The sequence below is a fragment of the Priestia sp. ST2 genome (genome assembly GCF_055810735.1).
Map to the genome: position 1 here is coordinate 258,574 of NZ_JBVVNT010000002.1, position 26,228 is coordinate 284,801.

The window sequence follows — 26,228 nt, forward strand, 5'->3', positions numbered from 1 at the left end:
AACCTCCTTTAATTATATCACATGTAATGTTAATAAATATTACATTTATAATGATACATTAATAGTAAAATGTTTTTTAAGGGATGTCATTAGTCAAGTTGACCAAAAACAGAGGTTTCAATATCTACTTTTTTACAATATATAAAGAAGCAGGTAAGCTATTGTGTAAAAAGATGTTACATTTATTTTTTAGTACCAGATAGTAATATCAAGTGATATAATTTTGTATATATTTTCAAACAATAGAGGGAAGAGGAAATGTTTATGTATAATCTTGCGGCTCACGCATGTAAATTTTTATTAAAAAGGAGAGGGAAGCTTCACGTAAGAAACAGAGAGTATCTGCCAGCGGATACAGGCTTTGTGATTGCTTGTTCGCATAAGGGATGGGTAGACGTTGTAGCGCTTGGTGCGGCTGTTTTGCCTCACCAAATTCATTTTATGGCAAAAAAGGAGCTTTTTAATCATATACTCACTAGTAATGTATTAAAAAAACTCAACGCATTCCCAGTAGATCGTAACAACCCGGGACCCAGCAGCATTAAAATACCTATTAAATTAGCAAAAGAAGGACATATCGTCGGGATTTTCCCTAGTGGCACGCGAACAGAGGAAGACGTCCCCTTAAAAAAAGGAGCAGTCACTATAGCGAGCATAGCAAAGGTTCCTATTGTACCCGCAGTTTACAAAGGACCTGCCAATGTAAAAGAACTATTTTCGAAGGGTCCTATTGTTATCTCCTTTGGAAAACCTATCTACCTTGGAGAAGATAAACTGACAAAAGATCGCCTTGCCGACGTGTCAAACCATTTAACATCTTCAATTCGTGCGTTAGAGGAAACAGCAAGATAACTTCATAGCGGAGGTGCACCATGAAGGATTGGGTACAGAGAAAGCTAAACGATGTAATTAGTGATGATGTGCAGGCAAAAATGAAAGAAAAGATGGCTGAAAGCGGGGTAACCGTTCCTATATCCGCTTCTATGCTCATGCGAATTTTTCAAAAGCAAATGACAAAGCAAGATCAAATTCAGCAATTTTCTATTTCATTTCAAGACTCCTATATTCACGTGAATGGAATTATTAAAAAATTTCTAGTGAGAATTCCATTTTCCATTGTGCTAGAACCTCTTGAGGCAAAAGAACGTACGCTTCTATTCAAAATCCATGAAATGAAACCTCTTAATCAAAATTGGATCAACTATCGAATTTTTCACAAGCCGCCTGTTACTACGTATGAAGAAAAACAAATTCATATCAATCTCAATGAAATTGATAAAGTCAAGGTCATTCCAGTAGGGAAAATCAAACAATTTTCAATACAAGATGAAAAGCTTCGAGTGAAAATTGGTTTATAAATGGTTGTAAATAAAATGTAGAAATAGTTTTTTTAGAAAGAAAACCTTTTCAATTCAGCACTTAATTCGATTAGGTGCTATTTCTTTATAATTTTTATAAAATTTTTAGAATTTTTCGTCTCTAACTATTGTGACACGCTTCCCTAAAGTTGTACAATGTAACTTATATAGAGGTTTAAGCGAAAAACCCGTAAATATAAAGAGCAAGGAGAAACAACTATGACAACTTATTCAATCGATGTAACACTAAGTCAAACAAAAAAAGAAAAGCCGCAATCTGATCAATTGCAATTCGGGAAAATCTTCACGGACCATATGTTCATTATGGATTATACAGAAGGCCAAGGATGGCACGATGCTCGTATTGTACCTTATCAACCTATCACATTAGATCCGGCATCCATGATCTTTCATTACGGGCAGTCTGTTTTTGAAGGACTAAAAGCATATGTAACAAAAAAAGAGCAAGTATTATTATTTAGACCAGATGAGAACTTCAAACGTTTAAATAAATCAAACGATCGTCTTTGTATTCCTCATGTTGATGAAGACTTAGCGCTAGAAGCGTTAAAGCAGCTGATTAAAATTGACCGCGAATGGATTCCTACTGCTGAAGGTACATCATTATACATTCGCCCATTTGTCATCGCAACAGAGCCTTACTTAGGAGTAGCACCATCTGACCGCTATCAATTTATCATTATTCTTTCTCCAGTTGGTTCATATTACAAAGAAGGGATTGCTCCTGTAAAAATCGCGGTTGAAAGCGAATTTGTTCGTGCTGTAGCCGGAGGGACAGGAACAGCTAAAACAGGCGGAAACTATGCTTCAAGCTTAAAAGCTCAGCAGCTTTCTGACTCAAAAGGCTATTCACAAGTACTGTGGTTAGACGGCGTTGAACGCAAATACATTGAAGAAGTAGGAAGCATGAATATTTTCTTCAAAATCGATGGAGAAGTAGTAACGCCATCTGTGAACGGAAGCATTTTGGAAGGAATTACGCGTAAATCTATCATTGAGCTGCTAAAACACTGGGATATGCCTGTAACTGAGCGCCGTATTTCTATGGAAGAAATTAAGCAAGCTTATTCCGAAGGCAAACTAGAAGAGGCATTTGGAACAGGTACAGCTGCAGTTATTTCTCCAATTGGCGAACTATTTTGGAATAACGAGAAAATGGTCATTAACGATGGAAACACAGGAGAAGTATCACAAAAACTGTATGACACTCTAACAGGTATTCAAAATGGTACAGTGGAAGATCCATTCGGCTGGGCAGTAGAAGTAGAATAAATTTCGGCAATCGAATATCTTTTTACGTTAAAGAAGCGGGACAGCTCCCGCTTCTTTTTTTTGTTTGTTGCCGAATAGTCCAAAAGAAACAAGTTATTTTTTGAATATTTAGAACTGTTTATATACTTTTATTGTAAAATAAAATATAATTATCCTTATAAAAGCAATACTTTGTCTTTATTGAAATTTACAGCATTACTTATTCGTTATAAGGGGGAGAACAAGATGCTTTTTTTATCACATGATGAAAAAATTAAACAGCTGGCTTCACACTTAGCTGAACGACTCAAAAGAGAATTAAACCAAGAAACCTCAGATGAACAAATGCACGTGCTCATCGGCTATTTGTTTGCTTCTCATTTAATCGAGCACCATCCTACGGGTTATTACGTAAGGTCTCAATACCCTGAGCAGCTAAAAGATTTATATGAAACTTTACACGTCCATCAATAAATTATCTCTTCCTCTTTTGTCCTATATCGTGTAGAATTTTAGAAAATATATGATTTTCTAGTTGATGGCAGAGCTAGGATATAGCGTGGTATGGCATTTACCTTTAAATGATTAAGTAATGGTTTTAGAGGTGAATAATGTTAGCGCAGATCAAAGAAATGAGTTTAGATAAAAATCGTCGTAATCCACATTACCGCGTATTGTTGCAGTGTCCAGACGGGAATGAACTATTCATTCACTTTAATTATACATACCGATCAAAAACATATTGGTCAAGAGATGTATATTACAACAATGTTCATAAAAAATCTCAGCTTGCTTGGTATACTCAAAGCGTAGAGGAAATGACTGCTCAGCAGTTTCTTGAAGAGCTAGGAGCAAAAGTAAATGAACATTTCAACTTTACACTGCGACGATAACCCAAAAAAGCACCCTTTAACAAGGGGGCTTTTTTGGGTTATTTTATATAAACAAGGGCAAAATAATACATATTCTCTTTAATAATAGTCACTGCTTCCTTACTTTTTCTTTATAAAAATTGGCAAGATACTGCGTTTAAGTTAGCTATCAAGTGATGAAGAGACGGGTTGTGTTTTATCACTAATTTTTATATAATGAACCTATAAAACCCTCTATTTATATCGGAAATAGAGGTGTTTTTACTATGAAAAAGATACAAAATGGCAAAATATCTGCGGATGAACATCATTTTTCGCAAAAAAATTAAAATAATGTAAAAGTTTATGTTAAAATGGCAATGTTGCGTGAACGAATTAACTAACTTTACGCAAGAATGCTATTTACATACGTAAGAAGGAGAGAGATTTAAGATGGCAAAGACGTTAATTTTTGGACATAAAAATCCTGACACAGATACAATCTGTTCTGCAATTGCATACGCTGATTTAAAGAATAAATTAGGTGTAGACGCTGAACCAATTCGATTAGGCGATATTAACGGTGAAACGCAATTTGCTCTTGAAAAGTTCAACGCTGAACTACCACGTTTCGTTGATGAAGTATCTAAAGAAACAAATGAAGTTATTTTAGTGGACCACAACGAACGCCAGCAAAGTGCAAACGATATTGATCAAGTTCGTGTGCTTGAAGTAATTGATCATCACCGTATTGCTAACTTTGAAACAGCAGATCCTTTATACTATCGTGCAGAGCCAGTTGGATGTACGGCAACGATCTTAAACAAGATGTATAAAGAAAACGGCGTAGAAATTGAACCTAACATCGCAGGTCTTATGCTATCAGCTATCATTTCTGATTCTTTATTATTCAAATCACCAACTTGCACAGACCAAGACGTTGCAGCTGCTAAAGAATTAGCGGAAATTGCAGGTGTAGATGCAGAAGAATACGGATTAGCAATGCTGAAAGCTGGAGCTGACTTAGGCGATAAAACAGCTTCACAATTAATTTCATTAGATGCTAAAGAATTCAGCATGGGTACAAGTAAAGTAGAAATTGCACAAGTGAATGCAATTGATGTAAACGACGTTTTAGTGCGCAAAGTTGAATTGGAAGAAGCTATTACTAAAACAATCGAAGAAAAAGGATTACAATTATTCCTTTTAGTTGTTACAGATATTTTAAACAGCAACTCTACTGCATTAGCACTAGGTTCTGCTGCTTCAAAAGTAGAAGAAGCATACAACGTAACGCTTGAAAACAATACAGCTGTCTTAGAAGGCGTTGTATCACGTAAAAAGCAAGTAGTTCCTGTATTAACATCTGTATTTGCTTAATAAAAAAACGGTTCGTGTCTAAACACGAACCGTTTTTTTGTCCATATGCACGTCAAGCCAATTTAGTATATCTTCTATCACTTCATCTTTAATTAATTCATTAAGCAACTCATGACGGCACTGTGTAAAAAAGCGGTAGCTTACGTCCTGCAATCCGGCTTTTTTAAAGTCGTTATATACTTTGAGTACCCCTTTTGTATAGCTGCCTACTGGATCATGTTCTCCAGATATTAAATAAACAGGCAGGTTTGATGGTACTAGCTTTATATTAGCTAAGTTAGAGATTTGTTTGATTCCTGTTAATAAGTCATAGAAAAATCCCGCTGTGAAAACTCCTCCGCAGTAAGGGTCATTTACATATAAATCTACAGCCTCATTATCTTGACTTAACCAATCAAAAGGTGTTCGAGCAGGATGAAAGGATTTGTTATACTGTCCAAAAGAAAGTTTATCAAGCAATGGACTAGCAGATCGTAATCCTTTTCTTTTTTTCTCTATTTTCGCAGCTAATATGCCGCCCTTCAGTGAAAGGGAAGGAATGCTGCCAGTACCTGAGAGCATCACACCATGAATGTGCTCTGTATTCAATTGAATATATCTTCTCGTTAGAAAAGAACCCATGCTGTGACCGAAAAGAAATATTGGTAAGCCGGAATGTTCCGTTGAAATGTGCTTAGTCAGAGCAATCATGTCGTAAACTACGGTGTCAAAACCATTTTCTTCAGCAAAAAAACGCTTTTCTTCATCTTTTAAAGCTGTTTGACCGTGACCGCGGTGATCATTTCCATATACGATGTAGCCATGTTGAGTTAATACACTAGCAAAGTATTCGTAGCGTCCAATATGTTCGGCCATCCCATGGGCTATTTGAACAACGCCTTTTGCAGAATTGTTTTCAACATCCCATTTTTGTGCAAATATTTCTTTTTCCTGATGACCTCTGTAGTAAAAGGATTGTTTCATGCTCAGCATCCACCTTCTGCTTTCCTGTAAAATAAGGGATATATGTATATATTATACTAATTTATGCAGGTGATTTTACTATTTTGAAATAAAAAATGATTATTTTGTCATAAACCTTTACAAACCATTATGTGATTTGTTAAATTAGTATTTATATTAAAAATTATTAAACAATTTAAAAAGATTCAGTTTTTAATAGGTTAGATGAATACGGAGGGAATTATTGTGGCAGAATTAAGAAGTAACATGATCAAAAAAGGATTCGACAGAGCACCGCACCGCAGCCTACTGCGTGCAGCTGGTGTAAAAGAAGAGGATTTCGGCAAACCGTTTATTGCGGTTGTCAATTCATATATTGATATTGTACCAGGTCATGTTCACTTACAAGAGTTTGGTAAAATCGTAAAAGATGCGATTCGCGAAGCTGGTGGCGTACCTTTTGAAATGAACACTATCGGTGTAGATGACGGTATTGCGATGGGACATATCGGTATGCGCTATTCATTACCAAGTCGTGAAATCATTGCTGACTCAGTTGAAACGGTAGTATCTGCTCACTGGTTTGATGGAATGGTATGTATTCCAAACTGTGATAAAATCACGCCTGGGATGTTAATGGCTTCATTACGTCTGAATATTCCGACAGTTTTTGTTAGCGGCGGACCAATGAAGGCTGGCGTAACGAGCGACGGTCGTAAGATTTCTCTTTCTTCAGTATTTGAAGGCGTAGGAGCTCATCAAGCGGGTAAACTTGATGATAAAGGATTGCTTGAATTAGAACAATTCGGCTGTCCGACATGCGGATCTTGTTCAGGAATGTTTACAGCGAACTCAATGAACTGCTTAGCTGAAGCGTTAGGACTTGCTTTACCTGGAAATGGTACAATCTTAGCAGTTGCTCCTGAACGTAGAGAATTTGTTAAAAAATCAGCTAAACAGCTTATGGAATTAATTAAATTAGATTTAAAACCACGTGATATCGTAACAGAAAAAGCAATCGACAACGCATTTGCTTTAGATATGGCATTAGGCGGTTCTACAAATACAGTTCTTCATACGCTAGCTCTTGCGAATGAAGCTGAAATTGAGTATCCATTAGAGCGTATTAATGAAGTAGCAGAACGCGTGCCTCACTTGGCAAAACTGGCTCCGGCTTCGGATGTATTTATTGAAGACTTACATGAAGCAGGAGGCGTATCGGCTGCTTTAAACGAGCTATCTAAAAAAGAAGGAGCTCTTCATTTAGATACGATGACGGTTACTGGAAAAACGCTAGGTGAAAACATTGCTGGGTGCGATGTAAAAGACTATAACGTTATTCATCCAATCGATAAGCCTTTCACAGAAAAAGGCGGACTTGCTGTATTGTTTGGCAACTTAGCTCCAGACGGCGCGATCATTAAAACAGGCGGTGTTCAAGACGGCATTACTCGCCACGAAGGACCAGCAATTGTATTTGAGTCTCAAGATGAGGCGCTGCACGGTATTGCTAACGGAAAAGTAAAAGAAGGACATGTCGTAGTCATTCGTTATGAAGGACCAAAAGGCGGACCGGGAATGCCTGAAATGCTAGCTCCAACTTCTCAAATTATGGGAATGGGACTAGGCGCAAAAGTAGCGCTATTAACGGACGGACGCTTCTCTGGGGCTTCCCGTGGATTATCAATTGGCCACGCGTCTCCAGAAGCTGCTGAAGGCGGACCGCTAGCATTTGTCGAAGATGGCGACCACATCGTGATTGACATTGAAGATCGTTCGATGAATGTTCAAGTTTCTCCAGATGTTTGGGCAGAACGAAAAGCAAACTGGAAAGGCTTTGAGCCGAAAGTGAAAAAAGGCTATCTTGCAAGATATTCTAAACTTGTAACTTCTGCAAGCACGGGCGGAATTATGAAAATCTAATAGTACAAAAAAGGCTCTCTGCTGAGAGCCTTTTTCTTTATTAAAGTAACTGTGCAAAGAAGCATTTTTAACACGAAAATTCTTTTTTCATAATAACGTGTGGAATACCGTCTTCCATAAAGACATCTGAAACCGTCTTATAGCCTAATTTATGATAAAAAGGTTCAGCCTGAACTTGACCGTGAAGCTTAGCTTGAGTTAATCCTTCTTTTTTCGCTGCTTCTTCTAAGCTAGCCACCACTTCTTTTCCGAGCCCGTATTTTCTAAATTCCTTTAATACGCATATCCGCTCTATTTTGGCGTAATCGTCTACTATGCGGAATCTACCAGAAGCTGATGGTTCATTGTTATAGTAAATCAATATATGTTTTGCCGTTTTCTCATGTTCATCAAATTCATCTTTTAATGGCACGCCTTGTTCTTCAACAAACACTGTTTTACGTATATGAAATACTTCTTCAAGCTGCTCTTTTGTTGTAACTTGCTTAATTTCCATCGAAAATCCTTCCTTTGCTGCGAATTTATGATTCTTTTTTGTATAATAAAGATATCTGATATAAAAGAGTATAAAGGAAAAACAAAATGTTGTAAATGCAACAAAAAACAAACAAGTGAAATATTACATACATGATGTTTTAATTTCTCGCTGTTTGAACTGTATCAGTAGCATTAAATTTAAATGCTGAGCGGAGTGTGCTCAAAAAATAGTCCTTCAGCTTTTAACAAACTTTAGAAAGAATTAAAATCAACTGGAACATGTTACAAAAGGAAAGAAAATGTATTATGAAGCGCCATGGCTCTACATAACTTGTAAAAAGAGAAATATTCACAATAGTAGTAGGATGAAAAAGGGGAATGTATCATGCAAATAACCTTAGTGTATAAAGATGAGCAATCGAATAAATTTTGGAAAGTTGAAAGAAGAGACAGCAAGTTAATCATTCACTTTGGAAAAGTTGATACAGCCGGTCGCATGCAGGTGAAAGAGTTTGCTTCCGCAGAAGCTTGTGAAGCGGAAGCTGAAAAGCTGATTCGTGCAAAATTGCAGAAAGGGTATAAGCCTTTAACTTGTTCAATGCAAGTAATGAAAGACAGTACGATGTCAGAGACTCTCTTTTGGGAACTGATAAAAAAGGCGAAGACAAAATTAGATGTCGACGAGCAAATGGAATGGCTCCGCTCCACGCTAGCAAAGCGTTCTGAAAAAGACATTTTCCGCTTTGATCAGCTATTAAATCAGCATTTTGATCAATCCTATACTTCTTCATTGTGGGCAGCAGCTTATATTGTAATGGGCGGTTGTTCAGATGATTGTTTTGATTATTTTAGAGCCTGGCTTTTATATCAAGGAAAAGACATTTATTATAAAGCAATTGAATCTCCTGAGACGATGATTTCTGTTCTTCAACCACTAGAAGCAGAAGGCTATGCTCCTCAATTAGAAGAATTACTTGCTGTAGCGTGTGAAGCTTATGAAGAAAAGACAGGTTTAGATAACGATTATTATTACGATAAATATGACCAGTTTGACCCAATATGGTACGATGAGCAAGATTTGGATCTTGATTGGGATGAAGATGATGAGGACGGTTTACAGATGCGATTCCCTGTGCTGTGGAGTCGCTATTGGAACAATCACCTCGAATACTAAAAAGAAGAGATGAAACTCTATATACAGAGTTTCATCTCTTCTTTTCTTATTTTGATAGAGTGGGTGACGGCGCGGTCTGAGATAGTTTTGTTTTTTTGTTTAACATACTATTTATGATCATTCCGATTACAATTATCATCATACCAGCTAACGCGATCCCTGTTGGCATACGCCCATTTAATAGAAACACTTCGCCAAGAACGGTAAAAATCATGCTGCCCGATTGAGTTGCTTCAACCGCTCCAAGCAAAGCTAAATTTTCTTTTGCCAAGTCTGTTGCGTGAAAGAAAGTCATCGTCGCAATTACACCTGAACTCATCGCTAATATAAAAGCTTGCGAAAATTGAGGAGCTGTTGGCATACCAGTTGTATAAAATCCATATATCGCATAGATGATACTTAGCGGTATACTGCCGATAGCCATACCTAAAACACGTTGAAATGTATCTAATTTTCCTTTGCAGACTTCCATCATTTTTCGATTTCCAAGCGGATATAAAAAAGCAGCCATGACGACAGGGAGAAAACCCAACACAAACTGTGAAAGCGTGATGTTTTCAGCTTCTTTAACTTGCATGAGAATCACGCCCACTAAAATAAATGTTGAAATACCAAGCGTTTTGAGTGGAATGTTTCCTCTTACTTTTTTGTTTCCGTCTGCAGTTTGAATCGTTACATAGAAAAGTGGAGAAATGAGCGCACCTGCCAAGATCGTTACTTGCCACGTTCCAGCTATAAGCCATGACGGTCCAAAAAGTGAAGAAAAACTTAATAATGAATAAAATCCAATTCCTGCAAGAGTTCCCCAGCCTAACCAAGCGAAAGGATGCTTTTTCATTTCCATCCATAATGGTGTAAACTTCTTTTGTACAAGTACTAAAATGAGTAAAATAGGTAGTGCTAATAAAAAACGAAGAGATGCTGTCCAAGCCCAGCTTGTTCCAGATACATTCATGGCACGATTCACAATAAATGTAGCAGAAAAGAACATAGACGAGAGAAGCCCCCATAAAATTGCTTTCATACTTTTTCCTCCTAATTAATAAAAATACCTAAATGTATATTATAGTATACTTATATACAAAAAAAGTGTATCATAATATAAAAAAGAAAGGAAGAAAAAAATGCATTCAGAAGAAATGATGAAAAAGGTAGGCAACGAGCTTAGAAAAATAAGAACACAGCGAGAATTCACACTCGATGAATTAGCAGATAGGACGGGAGTCAGCAAACTCACGTTAGGGAAAATTGAAAGAGGGGAGACTAATCCAACCCTAGGAGTAATGTGGAAAATAACAACAGGTTTAAATATCCCTTTAACTAAATTAGTGTCAGTTGAACCTTCAGTGGCTGTATCTAAGTGCGGAGAAGGTTTTTCTCTCAAAGGACCGGACGAAGCGTGGAAAGTAGAATTTATTTTTCAAAATCAAATAGATTCAACTATTGAAATGTACCGAGCCTTTCTTTCTCCTCTCGCTACATACTATCCCGAACCTCATCATAAAGGATTAATTGAAGTAGCAACGGTAATGGAAGGCAGAATTGAAATGAAAATAGAAGAAGAGCTATACGAACTAAAACAATTTGACTCTATAAAATTTGAAGGAAGTCATGTACACTCATACAAAAATCTTGAAGAACGTCCCGCTGTTCTGCATTTACTGCTAAAATATGAGGCGTAAAACGGCAGAGCCGCAGTAAAACGAACCATAAAAAATGATTCGTTTTACTGCGGCTCTAATAGCTGTTTATTCATCAGCTTGTTTTGGTAGCTAATATATTTTTTCACTTTAATGATACTTAATGAATATTCTTCAATTAAACGGTGGATAGATTGAACCATACACTCTGGATAATGATGTTTTTTCTGTAAATATACTTTATACTTTCGAATTTGTCTTTCGAAATATAAAATAACTTGTTCAGGCGTTTTCACCAGTAAAGATTGCATGTATTCATTTACTTGCGTTTCAAGAAACGAATAGCGATTCGTGATAAAAAATGTCTTCATCTTATTTTCCTCCCTATATGTTAGTGGTACAAAAAAGAAACCCTTGTGCTAGGATTTCTTTTTTTGCTTTTTATTTGAATCAGCTGTGCGCAATTTTTAGGCACTGATACTTGAAATCGAAGACTCTCTATATTTTTTTATTTTGCATTTTATATATGTAGGCGTTTCGCTGAAAAGATTTGCTACATGTGTAATAGCTCCATAATACGTTTTAGCATCCATCATTTCTTTATTCACAATATAGTCATACAGGGATGATTCAATATCATCAACAAAAGCTAAAATGTGACGCTTTTCGAATAGGAGTTGATAAAGTTCATTAATTAAGTATGGGCTTTGATCAAATTTGTCTTGCAGCTGCTCTACTCGGTACTTTGTCATAGGCACTTCACACAAGATAATGTATCGTAACTCTTCTAAAAATAATTTATTCATCTTTCTCACATCCCTATTCTGTTAATAATTATATAATAGCACTATGCCTTCATATTTGGAAGCGTTTTCAATGTATTAATTTTAATATTTTTTTCTTCTCATTTCCTTTCGTTTTTTCTTTTCTTACGTGAATTATCTGTAGTATAGTTCGTTTTACGTAAAGACTCTAGCTACTTGTTAAACTACCTGACATACTTTTTGGGATTTTTATTATTGATGTCAAAAACTCTTGCATACCTAAGCGGAAACACCTTAAAAATAACGTCCTATTAGCCGGAATCGTCTTTAATTGTGATAAAATAAAAAATGGAAAATACATCATATAGGAGAGAGGCTATGGAAAAAGATCATATTTCAGAGCTTAAGATTTTAAAAGACATTGCCGAGATTTTAAATGAAGGCACTAATTTACATACAATGCTTCACGACGCTCTTTTAAAACTGCTACAAATAACAGATTTACATACAGGATGGATCTTTTTTATTGATGAAAATGGAAAACATGAGATGATTGCCGCTCAGCATTTGCCGCCAGCTTTATTAAATAAAACCGCTCAGCCTATGTGTAACGGAAGCTGCTGGTGTGTTGATCGATATATGGATGGCCGGCTTCAAAAAGCGTCTAATATTATGGAGTGCAAGAGACTTGAAGATTCCGTCACTTATGAGTGGGGAGATACACACGACATTACCCATCACGCAACGGTTCCTTTACAAGCAGGAGATGAGCGCTTTGGATTATTAAATGTAGCTGCCCCTCATAAAATTCATTTTGAACAGCGAGAGCTTGATTTATTAGGATCCGTCGCTCTTCAAATTGGCACGGCTATCAAGCGGATTAAGCTGACTCAATCTCAGCAAGAGGTAAAACTTATTGAAGAAAGAAACAGACTGGCCAAAGATCTTCACGATTCTGTTAATCAGCTGTTGTTTTCGATTAATGTCACAGCCAAAGCCGGAAGCAGCTTAGCAAAAGATGTACAGTTAAAAGAGACTTTTTCCTTAATCCAAGAAACCGCTCAGCATGCCCAAGTGGAAATGAAAGCATTAATTTGGCAGCTTCGTCCTCAAGGATTAGAAAACGGCATTGTCAGCGCGTTAAAAAGCTATGGTCAAATGCTAGGGCTTAACGTAAAAGAACAAATTAAAGGAGTGTCTGTTTTGCCTGCTGTGATTGAAGAGACACTGTGGAGAGTCGGGCAAGAAGCTTTTAATAATTGCCGAAAGCATGCGGGTACGGCAGAGGTACATTTAAACGTAAGTATAAGCAAAGAACAAGTAAGTATGAAAATTCAAGATAGCGGCAATGGATTTATATATAGCGCTTCAGCAGAATTGCCGACGCTTGGGTTAAAAACCATGCAGGAGCGAATAAACAGATTAAATGGCAATCTATCTGTTACAAGCAGCATAGGAAACGGAACGGTTGTGGAAGTATCTATTCCTCTTTCATAACAGAAAGGAGCGCATATGAAAATAAAGATTCTAATCGCAGATGATCACCACGTTGTCCGAAAAGGGCTTGTTTTTTTCTTACAGACGCAGCCAGACTTAGAAATTGTAGGAGAAGCTTCTAACGGAGAGGAAGCTTTAAAGTTAGCAATATCCCTAGAACCACACATTGTGTTAATGGATTTATCGATGCCGGTTCTCGACGGAATCGAAGCAACAAAAGAATTAAAAAAACAAGCACCGCATATACAAGTCATGATTTTAACAAGCTTTTCGGATCAAGACCATGTGATACCGGCATTAGAAGCTGGAGCTTCAGGCTATCAGCTAAAAGAAAGTGACCCCGATGAACTTGTAGCCGCTATTCGAAAGCTAATGAATGGAGAAAATCAGCTTCATCCAAAAGTCACCACACACTTGCTAACACGGTTAACCAAAAGCAGCGAAAAGAAAGTCAATTTTATTGATCACTTAACAAAACGAGAAAAAGACGTATTAAAAGAAATTGCAAAAGGAAAAAGCAACAAAGAAATCGGTGCTGCCTTACATATTACAGAAAAAACAGTAAAAACACATGTGTCTAATATTTTATCCAAGCTTGGGGTTCAAGACCGCACGCAAGCTGCTCTATATGCTGTTCAGCACGGAATTTCCTAACCTACGACTTTAGTTGTAGGTTTTTCTCTGTGCTTCTCCGTCTATATTGGTAGCTTTCTTTCTACCAATAGCATGACGAAAAAAAGTTCAACCATCCCTATACTATACATATAACCAAACGACAGAGGAGTAGATAAGCATGAACATACTTATTATCAATGGAAGTCCCAGAGAAACAGGTCGAACAACACAAGTGACGAGAGAGCTTCACAAAAGCTATCAAAGTGCTTTTTTAGATTTAAGCCAATTATCGCTTCCTATATTCACAGGTGAACCTCATCAGTATGAAACAGAAGAAGTACAAGAGCTAATTGAAAAAATAGAAAAAGCGGATGGTATTTTACTTGCGACGCCCGAGTACCACGGAGCTATGAGCGGAGCGTTAAAAAACGCGTTTGACTTCTTAAACAGTGCGTATTTTGCGCATAAGCCCGTAGCACTTTTAGCAGTATCAGGAGGAGGAAAAGGAGGCATTAATGCTTTAAATAACCTTAGAACCGTTACACGCGCCTTGTATGCGAATGTTCTATCTAAGCAGTTGGTATTAGACCCTGCAGACATCGTGGAAAAAGGGACTTTACGAAAAAACGCAGCTGACGGAATTCATGAATTAGTTAATGAGCTGACTCTGTATACACAAGTGTCTAAGCAAATTTTAGAAGCTAAGCAAAATGTTTGATGAAGGCGCTTTACAAAGACCGGCGCTTTCAGGCCGTAGTAGCTGCTAATGTTTTATCCTCTATCGGCTCCGGTATTACGATGCTTGCCATTCCTTTACTGTTAGTTGCATCTCCAAATGGAAATAGACTATTTGGTACGATTATGCTGATTATGACGGTGATTAGCTTTATGGCTACTCCGTATATCGGCGTTCTTATTGATCGAATGTCACGAAAGAAACTGCTGTTAACCGTAGAATTGACAGGTTTTATCACGGTCATGTTATTTGTAATCGTCGGTTTTGTTACAGACTATTCAACGATTCACTACGTCATTTTGTACGGAACTGGAAACCTTTACTACACGTTTTTTTATCCAACGATTTTCGCGTTAAATCAAGAAGTTTTTTCAAAAGACGCGTTTCAATCATTAAACAGTATCATGGAAATACAAGGGCAGCTATCGAGTATGCTTGCAGGAGCTTTGGCGAGTCTAGTCATTACTCGTTGGTCGCTTCAATGGATTTTAACAGTCGATGCAGCTACGTATATAGCTGCATTTCTTTGTCTATTGAGTATTCCATATAAACAAAACAGGGAACGAAACGACAAGAAACACACTGCTATGAAAGAAGGGTTAACATTTATAAAAGAAAATCGCTCGGTCTCTATTTTTTTACTGCTTTCTTTTATGCCTTTCATCGCTGTGATGATGACGAACTATTTATTTCCTATTTATCTGACTCAAGAATTAAACGCAAGTCCAGCAGCATATGGGATTGAAAGTGCTGTATATGGTTTCGGGGCGTTAACGGCAGGGGTATTTATCGTATCTATTATGAAAAGAACAGGCACAGAGCTAGCGATTATGCTGAATATAAGCCTTTTTGCACTCGGAATATCTATCATCTTCTTTATGAAGCTTTTGTCGGTTTATTTTTCTATTGTGTTTCTTCTTGCTTTTGCAAATGCAGGTACAAGAGTAGCTCGAAATACGTTTATGATGCAGAAAATACCGAATATCATCGTGGGAAGAGTCGACAGCTTTTTTCGCTTTATCACGTTAGGTATTCGAATTTTACTGATTTTCTTCTTTACGTACGTTACGGCTAACGATCGTATAGGACTGGCTTTTTTAGGCCTTAGCCTGCTTTTATTATCATCCGCTGGAGCAGGTTGGATACTCTACAAAAGAAAACAGCGAAAACAGTCCGCATTGCTTAAGAGTGTTTTATAATGTCTGTTGCATGTTATAATAGAGGAATTGACAAATAATGTTCAACGTTTATGACGTTGAACATTATTTGTTCTGAATAGAAATTAAACAGAAACAGCATTGACTGTTATGCGATTGGAAGATTGTGAAGCGATGATAAATAAAACATTAAACAAAGAACAATTAAAAGATTCGTACTCAAGCAGAACGTACTATAGAGGGCACACGTATTACAAGCAGGGGCGTGTGCTTGATTTGGAATACAATGAACAGACCACTACGTGGACAGCATCCGTTCGAGGTGCGGAAATGTATACAGTAATGGTTGAACAAAAAGGAAATTCTTTTTATTCATTCTGCGATTGTCCTGCTTATCACGAGTTTTCAGAATGCAAACACGAAGTAGCTGTTTTATTAACCATTTGCGATGAGCGAGCAAAGCCGCAGCCAATTAAAACAAAGCCTTTTCGCCAAAGCAAAGAATACGAAAATGTAAATCACTTTATCGACTTATTTTCGAGCTATCAGCAAACAATAAGCGACCACAGAAAGTATGCAGATAAAGATCCGTTGAAAGTGGAATTTATTTGCAAGTCTTACTCAGAAGAATTTTTACGTTCAGAAGGAATGTACGTAGCGCTTGAAATGAAAGTAGGCGTCGATCGGACGTACGTAGTAAAAAACATTCAAGAATTTTTAACAGACGCTAAAGAATTTAAAACTCACGAATTTACCAAGCGCTTCGAATATGACCCGGCGGAACATTTTTTTATAGAAGAAGATAGGAAAATCATTGAGCTGCTGATGGATATTATGACAAATGAATCATTTTATAAAAATTCTTATTCTATGTATCGTTCGTCTGCAAATAACAGAGAACTAATCATTCCCTCCATCATAGCCAAAGAGTTATTTCAATTGCTCAAAGATCGGAACTTTACATTTATTCATGACGGGCACTCATATGAAAATATTATCTTTGCTGAAAGCTCAGCTCCTTTTTCGTTTCAGTTAAATAAGCACCCGGCAGCTGGATTTGAACTAGACTTTACGGAGCTTCATCAAGCTTCGTTTTTTGATCGATACGGGTGGCTATTTTTAAAGGGGACGTTTTATGAGCTATCTCAAGATCAGCGCATGCTTCTTGAAGGGCTTCGAAAAACGGCGCCTTTGAAGCCAGTCGTACCTATAGCAGAAGAGCAGATGGGCAATTTTTTATCTCACGTCGTTCCAGGACTAAAAAAAGTGGGGAAAGTGGATATCGCAAAAGAAGTATCCCATCAGATTATTGCACCTGAACTAAAAGCAAAAGTATTTATTGACCAGGAAGATGAACAGCTGTTTGTGACGCTTCGGTACCATTATGGGGAGATTTCAATTAATCCATTTTCACCTCAACCTGAAAAGTACGATAAAATCTTAATACGAGATTTAGAAAAAGAAGACCGCGTGATGGATTTAATTGAAACAGCTCCTTTAAACATTTATAAAAACCAGCTGTATTTAAATCAAGATGAATCATCTTTATATGAATTTTTGTTTCATATTGTTCCAAAGCTTGATGAAATAGCGGATGTGTATATTACGGATGAGATGAAAGATTATGCTTATACGGATTTTTCTGCGCCAGTAACAACGGTTGACATCAAAAACAGCAATGGATTATTAGAAATTAATTTTGATTTAGGAGACATTAATCATCAGACCGTTCAAGATGTTTTAAAATCTGTTTTAGAAAAGAAAAGCTATCATCGTCTAGATAACGGTGCGTTTATTCCTCTTGAAAACGAAGGATTTGAGCATATTCAAAATCTGTTTCGTGAGCTGAACGTAACCGAGAAAGACTTAAAGGATAACTCATTGCAAGTACCTTTATACAGAGGAATGCAAGTGGAAGAGATTATGAGTGCGGGTGATAAATCAGCGGCTAAGTTCGGCTCAGCATTTAAAAGATTACTTACACAGCTCAAATCTCCAGAGGAAATGGATTGGGAAGTACCGGAATCCTTGCAGGCATCACTGCGTGATTATCAGTACAATGGGTTTAAGTGGTTTAAATCTCTGGCTCACTACTCTTTAGGAGGCGTGCTGGCTGATGATATGGGGCTTGGAAAAACGCTTCAAAGCATTGCCTATATCCTATCTGAAAAAGAGCTTGATGAAGATAGCAGTGCTTTTTTAATTGTTGTGCCGGCTTCCTTGATTTATAACTGGCGCAACGAATTGGAGAAATTTGCACCGAATTTAACGGTTCAAACCATTACAGGAACGCCGAGCGAGCGTGAGGAGAAGCTAAAACGCACAGCTGACGTATGGATTACATCTTACCCAACGCTGCGTCAAGATATCGATTTGTATCAGCATCTTCATTTTCATGCTTTAATTCTAGATGAGGCTCAAAGTATTAAAAATCATACAACGAAAACAGCAGTAGCTGTTAGGACTATTTCAGCTAAAAAACGTTTTGCGCTGAGCGGTACGCCTATTGAAAACTCACTTGATGAGCTTTGGTCAATTTTTCAGACCATTCTTCCTGGCTTATTTCCAGGGCTTCGCCAGTTTAAAAACATGTCATCGGAGCAGGTCAGTCGAATTGTAAGACCATTTTTACTGCGACGAGTAAAAAAGGATGTGTTAAAAGAACTGCCTGATAAAATTGAAACAACTCATTTATCTGAGCTGACTAAAGAACAAAAAGAATTATATGTAGGGTATTTAGAACAGTTAAAATCATCTTTAGCCGGTGAAGATTTTAATAAAAACCGAATGAAGATCTTGGCAGGATTAACAAGACTTCGCCAGATTTGCTGTCATCCGTCTTTATTCGTTGAAAATTATGAAGGGGATTCAAGCAAATTAGAGCAGCTGCTTGAGATTACAAGAAATGCGGTTGCCAACGGAAAACGTTTGTTAATCTTCTCTCAGTTTACAAGCATGCTTCACATTATTCGAGAAGAGCTCCAAAAAGAAAATCTCTCATACTTTTATTTAGACGGTCAAACGCCATCAAAAGAACGAGTGGAAATGGCCGATCGGTTTAATAATGGAGAACAAGACATTTTCTTAATTTCATTAAAAGCCGGAGGCACAGGCTTAAATTTAACGGGAGCTGATACGGTTATTTTATATGACTTATGGTGGAACCCGGCGATTGAAGAACAAGCAGCAGGACGTGCACACCGCATTGGGCAAAAAAATGTTGTGCAGGTTATCAAGCTTATTTCTCAAGGAACCATCGAAGAAAAAATTTACGGCTTGCAGCAAAAGAAAAAAGAACTCATCGAACAGGTTATTCAGCCGGGAGAAACAATGCTTTCTAGTTTGACAGAAGAAGAGCTTCGAGAACTGCTTAGTATGTAGCAAAGGACGTGTAAGGAATGAAAAAATGGGCGTTTGTATCAGATTTTGATGGAACAATTTCAAAAAAAGATTTTTACTGGATTGTGATTGAAAAGTATTTTCCAGAAGGTGAAGAGCTTTTCCGCCGATGGAAAGCAGGAGAAATGAAAGATATTGATTTTTTATCTACTGTTTTTCAATCCATTCATCAAGAAGAACCGAAAATTTTAGAAGAAGTAGCGAATATTCCAATTGATGAATACGTGCCCGCTTTTATTAAAGCTGTTCAGGAAAACGGCGGAGATTTTTATATTTTAAGCGCTGGAACAACGTACTATATTAAACCGATTTTAGATAAATACGGTGTTGAAAAAGTGGAAGTTTATTCGAATGAAGGCTATTTCCATCAAAACAACGTTCACTTGCGTCTAGACCCTGCTCACAGATGGCATTCAGAACGCTACGGCATTGATAAATCGGCTGTTATTAAAGAACTAAAAGAGACATACGAAACGATTTATTTTGCTGGAGACAGCGAGCCGGATTCGCATCCGGCAAAATATGCAGACGTCACATTTGCAAAAGATTCTTTGCAAGATTTACTGCGCGAACAAAACGTTTCATTTGTTCCGGTTGAGACATTTGAAGATATTGAGCAATATTTAATACAACACAACGTGATAAGAAAAAGATAAAAACAGCGGTATTATTTGATTACTTCAAATAATACCGCTGTTCCTATTCCGCCTCCGCTTCCTAAAGACGCTATGACATATCGCACGTTACGGCGCTTGCTTTCATAAAAAAGACGCGTAGCTAAAATAGCTCCCGATGCTCCGTAAGGGTGTCCTAAGGTCAATGCTCCACCGCGAATATTCACTTTCTCTTGTGATATTCCCAGTTCTTGCATACAAGCGACAGCTTTAACGGCAAAGGCTTCATTGATTTCAAATAAGTCAATATCATCTACCGTAAGAGAATTTCGCTTCAAGATATTTTTAATCGCAGAAACTGGTGCAATAGCAGGGTAAAGAGGTGACACTCCTGAAATATCAGCGTCAATAAAACGCAAAACGGGCTGAAAGCCTAAGGCCCGTGCTTTTTGCTCTTCCATCACAAGAGCAATGCAGGCTCCGTCGTTAATTCCACAGCTGTTGGCTGCGGTGACGGTGCCTTCTTTTTTTAAAAAGACGGGGCTGGCTTTTTGCAGCAGCTTTGTTAGGTTTCGTTTTTTCATAAATGCTTCATCGTGCATCACGTTTGGAAGAGGAAGCGTTTCTTCTTCAAACAACCTCTTTTCAAAAGCCTCCCAGCTTCTTTCATGACTTAAAAGAGCATATCTGTCCTGCTGATCTTTAGATATATTGTATCGCTGAGCTACGTTTTCTGCGGCGATTCCCATGTCAGGATCACCAATTTTATCAGGAGAAAAACGTGCTCTTTTTTCAAAAGGAGAAGTACTTGTACTTTCAACGCCTCCAGCTAAATAACACGTTCCAGCGCCTGCTTTTATCAAATAGCTCGCCATTCGAATCGCTTCTAAGCCAGCTCCGCACTGACGATCAATGGTCATTCCAGGAACAGAAAAAGGGAGGTCTGCTTCTAAAGCGGATAGCCTAGCTGCGTTTCCTCCTGGACCTACAACATTCCCTAAAATAATGTCATCAATTTCATGTTCAATTCCAGCGCTAAGATGTTTTAATAAAGGAGCCGTTAGCTCTTGAACATGAAAATCTTTCAGTATACCGTTTTCTTTTCCAATGACCGTACGCTTCGCTTTTACAATTGCTGCTTGATACATCGTTATCACTTCCTTACATAGAAGCCGTTTTAGAACGGCCAGGTACCGCTACTGCTTTTCGAACTTTTGTAATTAAATACGCCGCGACCACTGCTTTTATACAGTCACCAGGAAGATAAACAAAGCTTAGTTGAAGGGACTTTAGAAATGGAATGTGAAGCTGTAGTGCCTGTACAGGAATGCCGCATGCATATACCAACCCAATCCCAAATAACACATTTACGGTAAACGCCTTTGCAACCGTTACATTTTTTAATCGTGACAGCGTCCAGCCAATAAAGAAAGCTGCAAACACATAGCCAATGATATACCCAGCACTCGGACTCAAAAATACCCCGATTCCTCCGCGTCCTCCAGCAAGTAAAGGAACGCCAGCTGCCAGCAAACATAAAAAAAGAAATTGACTTAAAGCTCCAAGTCTAGCTCCAAGAATTCCTCCTGACAGCATGACACCCATAGGCTGAAGAGTAATTGGAACAGGTGTAAAGGATAAAAAAATAGGAGGGACGAGTCCTAGAGCGCCCATTATAGCCGTGAATAATGCAACGTACGTCATATCTTTTGTTTTCATCGTAAACCTCCGCTATGTATGATAAAACATGACTATCGTATCTTATAAAACTCAAATTAGTCAACTTAATTTTTATATAAGTTTACATTTTTATTTTCTCAAACGTACATTTACGGTACACTAAAAGTAAAAGAAAAAGGGAGTTTAAGCAGTAATGAAACGAATTGAAGAACTAATTTTTTATCAGTGTCAACAAACGCCTGGCAGATTGGCACTATCGGATTCTATTAATAAGCTAAGCTACGGTCAAATGTGGGATCATGTATGCAAAGCCGAAAATCAGCTGAAAGAAAAAGGGATGGAAAAAGGAGAGCTCGTTGCGTTAAGTATGCCAAACAATGCAGATGCTGTTGTGTCATTTTTAGCGATTTTAAAAGCCGGCGGAATTGTGATGCTTTTACATAATGAGCTAACAGAGGCTGAAGTGGATACCTATTTTTCTATTCAATCCCCAAATTGGCTATGGAAAACATCTTCTTTAACTAACATAACAAAAGAAAAACCAATCCTGCCCGTACGGCAAGTGAATGCACTGTCCGATCTATTTTTATTTGGATTTACCTCTGGGTCAACAGGGAGACCAAAAGGGTTTGTAAAATCGCATTATTCTTGGTCTTCATCATTTCAAGAGTGGTCGGATATATTTTCTTTAAAGCAACACGACAAAGTGCTTGTTCCTTTACATATATCGTATTCTGCCCAGCTTTACCCAGTTTTGCATGCACTTTGCAGCGGTATGCACGCTATCATGCTAGAAGCGTTTACACCTTCGGCTGTTTTTAACAAGGAAGCTAGCTGTATGTCTATTACACCTGCATTAATTTCTCCATTGCTTCGTTATGTACAAAGCAGACCAAAAGAACAACGACTTCTGCCAAAAACCGTGATTTCAGTAGGCAATAAATTATCTCCTTCCGTTCGAAAGAAATTTTCACAAGCATTTCCTAATGCCTATCTGTATGAATATTACGGATCTTCCGAAATGGGATTTGTTACGGTGCTTTCACCACATACAGCTGAAACGATGCCTCATACAGTAGGCTATCCTGTTAACAGTGTAGACGTTTTAATCCTGAATAAGCGTGGAAAAGAAGTAGAAAAAGGAGACAAAGGGACACTATTTGTGAAAACAACTCAAGCATTTGAAGGGTTTGTTAAGGACAGCGAAGAAACGAACCGCTCATTTTTTAACGGATATGTTACGTCGCATGATATTGCGGTTCAGCTTCAAGACGGGAGCATTACGATCGTAGGGAGAGATAAAAACGTAATTAAAAGCAGCGGAAGCTTAGTGTATGCTGAAGAAATTGAAGAGCTGCTTTTACAAATACCGGGCGTTAGCGAAGCAGCCGTTTTTAGCGTAGCAGATGCTGAACGTTCAGAAGTCGTAGGTGCAGCAATTGTTTTAGAGAACATTTCTCTTTCTGATGTGAGACAAGCGTTGACACAACGAGTATCTGTTTATAAAATCCCGCGCGTATGGAGAGTTTTAACGTCCTTTCCGCGAATGAAAAATGGTAAAATTGATAAAGCAACGATATACAGCTACTTTACAGAGAAAGAAGGGAAGACATATGATCTCATTTGAACCTATTACAGCTGACACGATGTATATTGTGTCAGAGATTATCAATTCAAACGAAGCTTATAACGTGTTAGAAAACGGTAAAAAAGAGCGGAGTGAAGAAGAGCTTTTTAAAGAATATATGAATGAAAAAACGGACAGTTACTTTATAAAAGCCGACGATACATACGTAGGGGTTATCGATTACATGAAACAAAACCCAAATGATGACTATCCATGGATTGGGGCTTTTATTATTCATAGTGCCTACCACAATTTTAGTTTCGGAACGCAGGCGTATCTAGCGTTTGAAGACAAGCTAAAAGAAGAAGGAGTTTCCGTTCTTCGCCTTGGCGTTCTGTCTCAAAATCCTAGAGCCAAGCTGTTTTGGGAGCGCCTTGGTTTTACACAGTATGCCACTAAGCCGCTGCATCATAATCAAGTTAACTGTTTGGAAAAAGAGCTGTAAGAAAATTCGTGGATTATATCCGCGGATTTTTTATTGTACATTAAATGGTCAAAAGAAAGAAAATATAGTAATCACTTTATTATTATCAGAGCCTTATGCTCCTGTTGAAGACAACGTAAGCCTTCTATTCGGCGCGACTTGAAGGATCTTGCAATTGTACTCAATTTTAGCAGAAGAAAAGAAGCTGTTTTTAATATAAAATTAACTATTTGAACTGTTTAGTACATATATAAAAAACTGCTTTTCTATGCATTCTTTCTTCATCTATTTCTCTGATAAAGCCTTTCATATCAAGGATGTATAAAAAGCTGCATAAACGATAAAGAGGGCCCCTTGAAGAACCCTTCTTCCAATAGGTTTTTTTGTGGTGTGTTCCTAAAAGAGACATTATGGTAACTAGAATTATATAGGTTATACAATTTATAGTAGAGTGGTTTATAGTCACAGAAAGGTACTTTGGAAGGTGGCATTTAAAATTGAAATATAAATTAGAAAAAAGGCTGGCATATTTATATTCTGGTGAATTAGTATCTTTAGTCCTTTTTGTTATTTTGAGTTATGCAGCTAATTATTTATACCCAACTCTCCGGTTATATTCGTTGTATTCATTTTGGACATCTTTTATTTTCTTAGAGCTTCTTTTATTACAAGGAACGTCTTATTGGTACATTAAATTGAAGAGACTAAGGAAAGAAAATATCTCTATAACTCCTATTAAGATAGTTCGACAATTACATCGTTTAAAAACAGTGAATTTCATTTTAATTTTCATTTCCTTTATAGCATTTATTCTCGATTTTATTAAATGGTATCCTTCATTTCCTTTAGGAGGATTACAGATTTCAGTTTTTATTTATATCTTTGCACTTTTGGAGTATATCAACTACTTTTATATTCAACTCTCATACGATAACATTTCTGATATAAAACATTTGCTGAAAAGCAGAAGACTAAAACAGTCGTGTATGAATAAGGATTTTAAACGAACTTTATAACAGATGTTGAGGACTACCTATAAGCCGTTTTATGTTAACAAAATTGATTGTTTGTTTAAGAAAGTAATTGCCTAACAAGCAATTACTTTTCTTTTTTATAGAAAAAAATGAAATGATTGTATACTTTTTCGCTGTTCAGACGTTATAAGAGGGGAAGGAGGAAAAATATTTAAAAAACCGGTTATCAAACGATCAACTAAAAATTGTCATGAATCAACTTTACTTATATTTAATTAAACAAGGTGCAAACCAAGAAACAGCTAAAGATATTGTTCAAGAAGCTGTTTGTAAACTACTTCTTCATCTTGAATCGATTGATACCGATAAATATAAATCATGGCTTTTTAAAGTGTCTATAAACTTATATTACGATTACTGTCGAAAGAACAAAAAATCTCAGTACGTGGTAGTAGAAGATTACCTTATTACCAATGAGCAATTAATTGAAGAGATGATGATTGCACAAGAGAATCAGCTTCTAGTAAGAAGAATACTTCAAAAGGTGTCTCCCACCTTTAAGCAACTACTTCTTTTAAAGTACGAGTTAGAGTGGTCTTATAAACAAATTGCCGAATATGTAGATATGAAACCTGAGGCTGTAAAAACATATTTAGCTCGTGCTAGGAAAACATTTAAAGAAATATATAGGAGAGAATGTAATGAAAAAAACGAATGATGAGTTAGATTCTATTTTTGATGAAAAGTCTTTACATAGAACGTTGAAAAAAGCAAAGTATAGCGCAATTTTACGAACAGTTTTTATCTCTGCACTGGTATTTTGTTTTGTTATTGGTTTATTTGTCAAAGGGAATAATTATTTTATTAACACACAAGGAGACAAGCTTGCTGATCGGTTAATTACAGAAAATCAGGTGATGATGTCTCCAAATACATACACTAACACTGATACCATTTCAATTGGAGTTTTAAAGGGGAGTATTAAGAGTGAAGTATTTAAAGTAATTGAAAACAAAGTGATACCTTGGGATACAGAAGAAATAACGTATGATTTACTTGGGAATTTTAATGCATCATTCTCCATGAGTAGTACAATTGTCAATGACACGACAGTTTATCATATTCCTAATGGGCAACGTGAGATGTTATTTTACGTACCCAAATACAAATATAAGTTGTATGCGAATGACTTTGACATGATCAAAAAATATCCAAATGATAAATACATGGAGATGGCCATATCTCTCAATAAAAATTACACATTGAAAGAAGTACAAAAGATGCTGCCTACATCTACTCACCAAACGTGGTATTGGGTAGATAACTATGGAAAGTCTACTGGTTACAGAAACAATCCAGAAAGTGGACGATGGTTATTAGGTATTTCTAAACCGTCACCACAGCTAGGAGCAAAACTAACGGCTACTAAAATTAAAACAGAAGCAGACTTTTTGAATGAGCTCAAAAAAACAGATCCAGGAGAAGTAAAAAATCTAAAAAACAGACAGAAAAATGGATTGATTATAGGCGTAGTTGTTACAGGAACAAAAGAAGAACTGCTTTCTTTGAAAAGCAAACCATATGTCAAAGCAGCTAGTTTAGGAGCAGTGGTAGATAAATATTGAGTTTTAGGGACTTGAAACGAAGGAAACCTGTTGTATATTAGTTGTATATTAATTGATAGATAAATAAAAAGAATCCTCTGCCCTATATAGGCAAAGGAT

General features: G+C 37.0%; 27 protein-coding genes. 20 read left to right on the forward strand and 7 right to left on the reverse strand.

The features are described from left to right. Positions 1 to 264 precede the first annotated feature (264 nt). The 6 genes from AC0KUU_RS07735 (at position 265) to AC0KUU_RS07760 (ending at position 4,861) form a co-directional block, all read left to right on the forward strand. The gene (locus tag AC0KUU_RS07735; protein WP_280559685.1) at positions 265 to 852 is read left to right on the forward strand and encodes a lysophospholipid acyltransferase family protein; all 588 of its coding nucleotides are present in this window, start codon (positions 265 to 267) and stop codon (positions 850 to 852) included. A gap of 20 nt (positions 853 to 872) precedes the next feature. Then, positions 873 to 1,358, forward strand: a complete 486-nt coding sequence (locus AC0KUU_RS07740; protein ID WP_013057211.1) for a hypothetical protein — start codon at positions 873 to 875, stop codon at positions 1,356 to 1,358. A gap of 219 nt (positions 1,359 to 1,577) precedes the next feature. Further along, positions 1,578 to 2,651, forward strand: coding sequence for a branched-chain amino acid aminotransferase (locus AC0KUU_RS07745; protein WP_028408381.1), 1,074 nt, complete (start codon positions 1,578 to 1,580; stop codon positions 2,649 to 2,651). A 225-nt stretch (positions 2,652 to 2,876) separates the two neighbouring features. Continuing rightward, the gene (locus AC0KUU_RS07750; protein WP_043982787.1) at positions 2,877 to 3,104 is read left to right on the forward strand and encodes a hypothetical protein; all 228 of its coding nucleotides are present in this window, start codon (positions 2,877 to 2,879) and stop codon (positions 3,102 to 3,104) included. Positions 3,105 to 3,241: 137 nt separating this feature from the next. Further along, positions 3,242 to 3,523 carry a hypothetical protein gene (locus AC0KUU_RS07755; RefSeq protein ID WP_043982786.1) on the forward strand — a complete coding sequence of 94 codons (282 nt, stop codon included), beginning with the start codon at positions 3,242 to 3,244 and terminating at the stop codon, positions 3,521 to 3,523. 411 nt (positions 3,524 to 3,934) lie between these two features. After that, positions 3,935 to 4,861 (forward strand): manganese-dependent inorganic pyrophosphatase, encoded by a 927-nt coding sequence (locus AC0KUU_RS07760; RefSeq protein ID WP_014459925.1) that lies wholly within the window; start codon positions 3,935 to 3,937, stop codon positions 4,859 to 4,861. Positions 4,862 to 4,879: 18 nt separating this feature from the next. Here AC0KUU_RS07760 and AC0KUU_RS07765 read toward each other — a convergent pair whose 3' ends face one another. Further along, positions 4,880 to 5,824 (reverse strand): alpha/beta hydrolase, encoded by a 945-nt coding sequence (locus tag AC0KUU_RS07765; RefSeq protein WP_097823301.1) that lies wholly within the window; start codon positions 5,822 to 5,824, stop codon positions 4,880 to 4,882. Positions 5,825 to 6,049: 225 nt separating this feature from the next. On the opposite strand from AC0KUU_RS07765, the gene ilvD reads away from it, so the two are divergent. Beyond that, complete coding sequence (gene ilvD / locus AC0KUU_RS07770; protein ID WP_028408385.1) at positions 6,050 to 7,726, forward strand: dihydroxy-acid dehydratase; 1,677 nt, start codon at positions 6,050 to 6,052, stop codon at positions 7,724 to 7,726. A gap of 67 nt (positions 7,727 to 7,793) precedes the next feature. Here ilvD and AC0KUU_RS07775 read toward each other — a convergent pair whose 3' ends face one another. Further along, complete coding sequence (locus AC0KUU_RS07775) at positions 7,794 to 8,222, reverse strand: GNAT family N-acetyltransferase (protein ID WP_043982783.1); 429 nt, start codon at positions 8,220 to 8,222, stop codon at positions 7,794 to 7,796. 366 nt (positions 8,223 to 8,588) lie between these two features. Between AC0KUU_RS07775 and AC0KUU_RS07780 the strand changes: the two genes are divergently transcribed. Then, positions 8,589 to 9,377, forward strand: a complete 789-nt coding sequence (locus tag AC0KUU_RS07780) for a DUF4240 domain-containing protein (protein WP_043982782.1) — start codon at positions 8,589 to 8,591, stop codon at positions 9,375 to 9,377. 46 nt (positions 9,378 to 9,423) lie between these two features. Here AC0KUU_RS07780 and AC0KUU_RS07785 read toward each other — a convergent pair whose 3' ends face one another. Then, on the reverse strand, positions 9,424 to 10,401 hold the full coding sequence (locus tag AC0KUU_RS07785; RefSeq protein ID WP_043982781.1) for a DMT family transporter: 978 nt from the start codon (positions 10,399 to 10,401) through the stop codon (positions 9,424 to 9,426). A 100-nt stretch (positions 10,402 to 10,501) separates the two neighbouring features. Here AC0KUU_RS07785 and AC0KUU_RS07790 point away from each other — a divergent pair, with 100 nt between their 5' ends. Continuing rightward, positions 10,502 to 11,059 carry a helix-turn-helix domain-containing protein gene (locus AC0KUU_RS07790; protein WP_043982780.1) on the forward strand — a complete coding sequence of 186 codons (558 nt, stop codon included), beginning with the start codon at positions 10,502 to 10,504 and terminating at the stop codon, positions 11,057 to 11,059. Positions 11,060 to 11,103: 44 nt separating this feature from the next. Here the strand turns inward: AC0KUU_RS07790 and AC0KUU_RS07795 are convergent, their stop codons facing one another. Together AC0KUU_RS07795 and AC0KUU_RS07800 are read right to left on the reverse strand one after the other, a co-directional pair. Beyond that, positions 11,104 to 11,388 (reverse strand): hypothetical protein, encoded by a 285-nt coding sequence (locus tag AC0KUU_RS07795; protein WP_028408390.1) that lies wholly within the window; start codon positions 11,386 to 11,388, stop codon positions 11,104 to 11,106. A gap of 96 nt (positions 11,389 to 11,484) precedes the next feature. Beyond that, on the reverse strand, positions 11,485 to 11,823 hold the full coding sequence (locus AC0KUU_RS07800; RefSeq protein ID WP_013083324.1) for a hypothetical protein: 339 nt from the start codon (positions 11,821 to 11,823) through the stop codon (positions 11,485 to 11,487). A 336-nt stretch (positions 11,824 to 12,159) separates the two neighbouring features. Between AC0KUU_RS07800 and AC0KUU_RS07805 the strand changes: the two genes are divergently transcribed. The 6 genes from AC0KUU_RS07805 to AC0KUU_RS07830 all read left to right on the forward strand — a co-directional run bounded on the left by AC0KUU_RS07805 (position 12,160) and on the right by AC0KUU_RS07830 (position 19,841). Continuing rightward, positions 12,160 to 13,278: a GAF domain-containing sensor histidine kinase gene (locus AC0KUU_RS07805; RefSeq protein ID WP_165575091.1), complete on the forward strand. Its 1,119-nt coding sequence runs from the start codon at positions 12,160 to 12,162 to the stop codon at positions 13,276 to 13,278. A gap of 15 nt (positions 13,279 to 13,293) precedes the next feature. Beyond that, a complete protein-coding gene (locus AC0KUU_RS07810) occupies positions 13,294 to 13,932 on the forward strand; it encodes a response regulator (protein WP_162214315.1) in 639 nt (212 codons plus the stop codon). 139 nt (positions 13,933 to 14,071) lie between these two features. Further along, the gene (locus tag AC0KUU_RS07815) at positions 14,072 to 14,611 is read left to right on the forward strand and encodes an NADPH-dependent FMN reductase (protein ID WP_043982775.1); all 540 of its coding nucleotides are present in this window, start codon (positions 14,072 to 14,074) and stop codon (positions 14,609 to 14,611) included. Then, positions 14,611 to 15,828, forward strand: a complete 1,218-nt coding sequence (locus AC0KUU_RS07820; RefSeq protein ID WP_162214314.1) for an MFS transporter — start codon at positions 14,611 to 14,613, stop codon at positions 15,826 to 15,828. The genes AC0KUU_RS07815 and AC0KUU_RS07820 overlap by 1 nt, the downstream gene beginning before the upstream one ends. Before the next feature lie 132 nt (positions 15,829 to 15,960). Beyond that, complete coding sequence (locus AC0KUU_RS07825; RefSeq protein WP_043982772.1) at positions 15,961 to 19,167, forward strand: DEAD/DEAH box helicase; 3,207 nt, start codon at positions 15,961 to 15,963, stop codon at positions 19,165 to 19,167. A 17-nt stretch (positions 19,168 to 19,184) separates the two neighbouring features. Further along, positions 19,185 to 19,841 (forward strand): MtnX-like HAD-IB family phosphatase, encoded by a 657-nt coding sequence (locus tag AC0KUU_RS07830; RefSeq protein WP_043982771.1) that lies wholly within the window; start codon positions 19,185 to 19,187, stop codon positions 19,839 to 19,841. A gap of 11 nt (positions 19,842 to 19,852) precedes the next feature. On the opposite strand, the gene AC0KUU_RS07835 is transcribed toward AC0KUU_RS07830, so the two are convergent. After that, a complete protein-coding gene (locus tag AC0KUU_RS07835) occupies positions 19,853 to 20,947 on the reverse strand; it encodes an acetyl-CoA C-acyltransferase (RefSeq protein WP_322552081.1) in 1,095 nt (364 codons plus the stop codon). A 13-nt stretch (positions 20,948 to 20,960) separates the two neighbouring features. Further along, on the reverse strand, positions 20,961 to 21,518 hold the full coding sequence (locus AC0KUU_RS07840) for a biotin transporter BioY (RefSeq protein WP_322552080.1): 558 nt from the start codon (positions 21,516 to 21,518) through the stop codon (positions 20,961 to 20,963). Positions 21,519 to 21,672: 154 nt separating this feature from the next. Here AC0KUU_RS07840 and AC0KUU_RS07845 point away from each other — a divergent pair, with 154 nt between their 5' ends. The 5 genes from AC0KUU_RS07845 (at position 21,673) to AC0KUU_RS07865 (ending at position 26,129) form a co-directional block, all read left to right on the forward strand. After that, complete coding sequence (locus tag AC0KUU_RS07845; RefSeq protein ID WP_322552079.1) at positions 21,673 to 23,106, forward strand: class I adenylate-forming enzyme family protein; 1,434 nt, start codon at positions 21,673 to 21,675, stop codon at positions 23,104 to 23,106. Continuing rightward, positions 23,093 to 23,551, forward strand: coding sequence for a GNAT family N-acetyltransferase (locus AC0KUU_RS07850; RefSeq protein ID WP_043982765.1), 459 nt, complete (start codon positions 23,093 to 23,095; stop codon positions 23,549 to 23,551). Before AC0KUU_RS07845 ends, AC0KUU_RS07850 begins: the two co-directional genes overlap by 14 nt. 476 nt (positions 23,552 to 24,027) lie before the next feature. After that, positions 24,028 to 24,546, forward strand: coding sequence for a hypothetical protein (locus tag AC0KUU_RS07855; protein WP_043982764.1), 519 nt, complete (start codon positions 24,028 to 24,030; stop codon positions 24,544 to 24,546). A gap of 208 nt (positions 24,547 to 24,754) precedes the next feature. Next, complete coding sequence (locus AC0KUU_RS07860; protein ID WP_043983114.1) at positions 24,755 to 25,222, forward strand: RNA polymerase sigma factor; 468 nt, start codon at positions 24,755 to 24,757, stop codon at positions 25,220 to 25,222. After that, on the forward strand, positions 25,206 to 26,129 hold the full coding sequence (locus tag AC0KUU_RS07865; RefSeq protein ID WP_043982763.1) for an anti sigma factor C-terminal domain-containing protein: 924 nt from the start codon (positions 25,206 to 25,208) through the stop codon (positions 26,127 to 26,129). The genes AC0KUU_RS07860 and AC0KUU_RS07865 overlap by 17 nt, the downstream gene beginning before the upstream one ends. Positions 26,130 to 26,228: the final 99 nt, after the last annotated feature.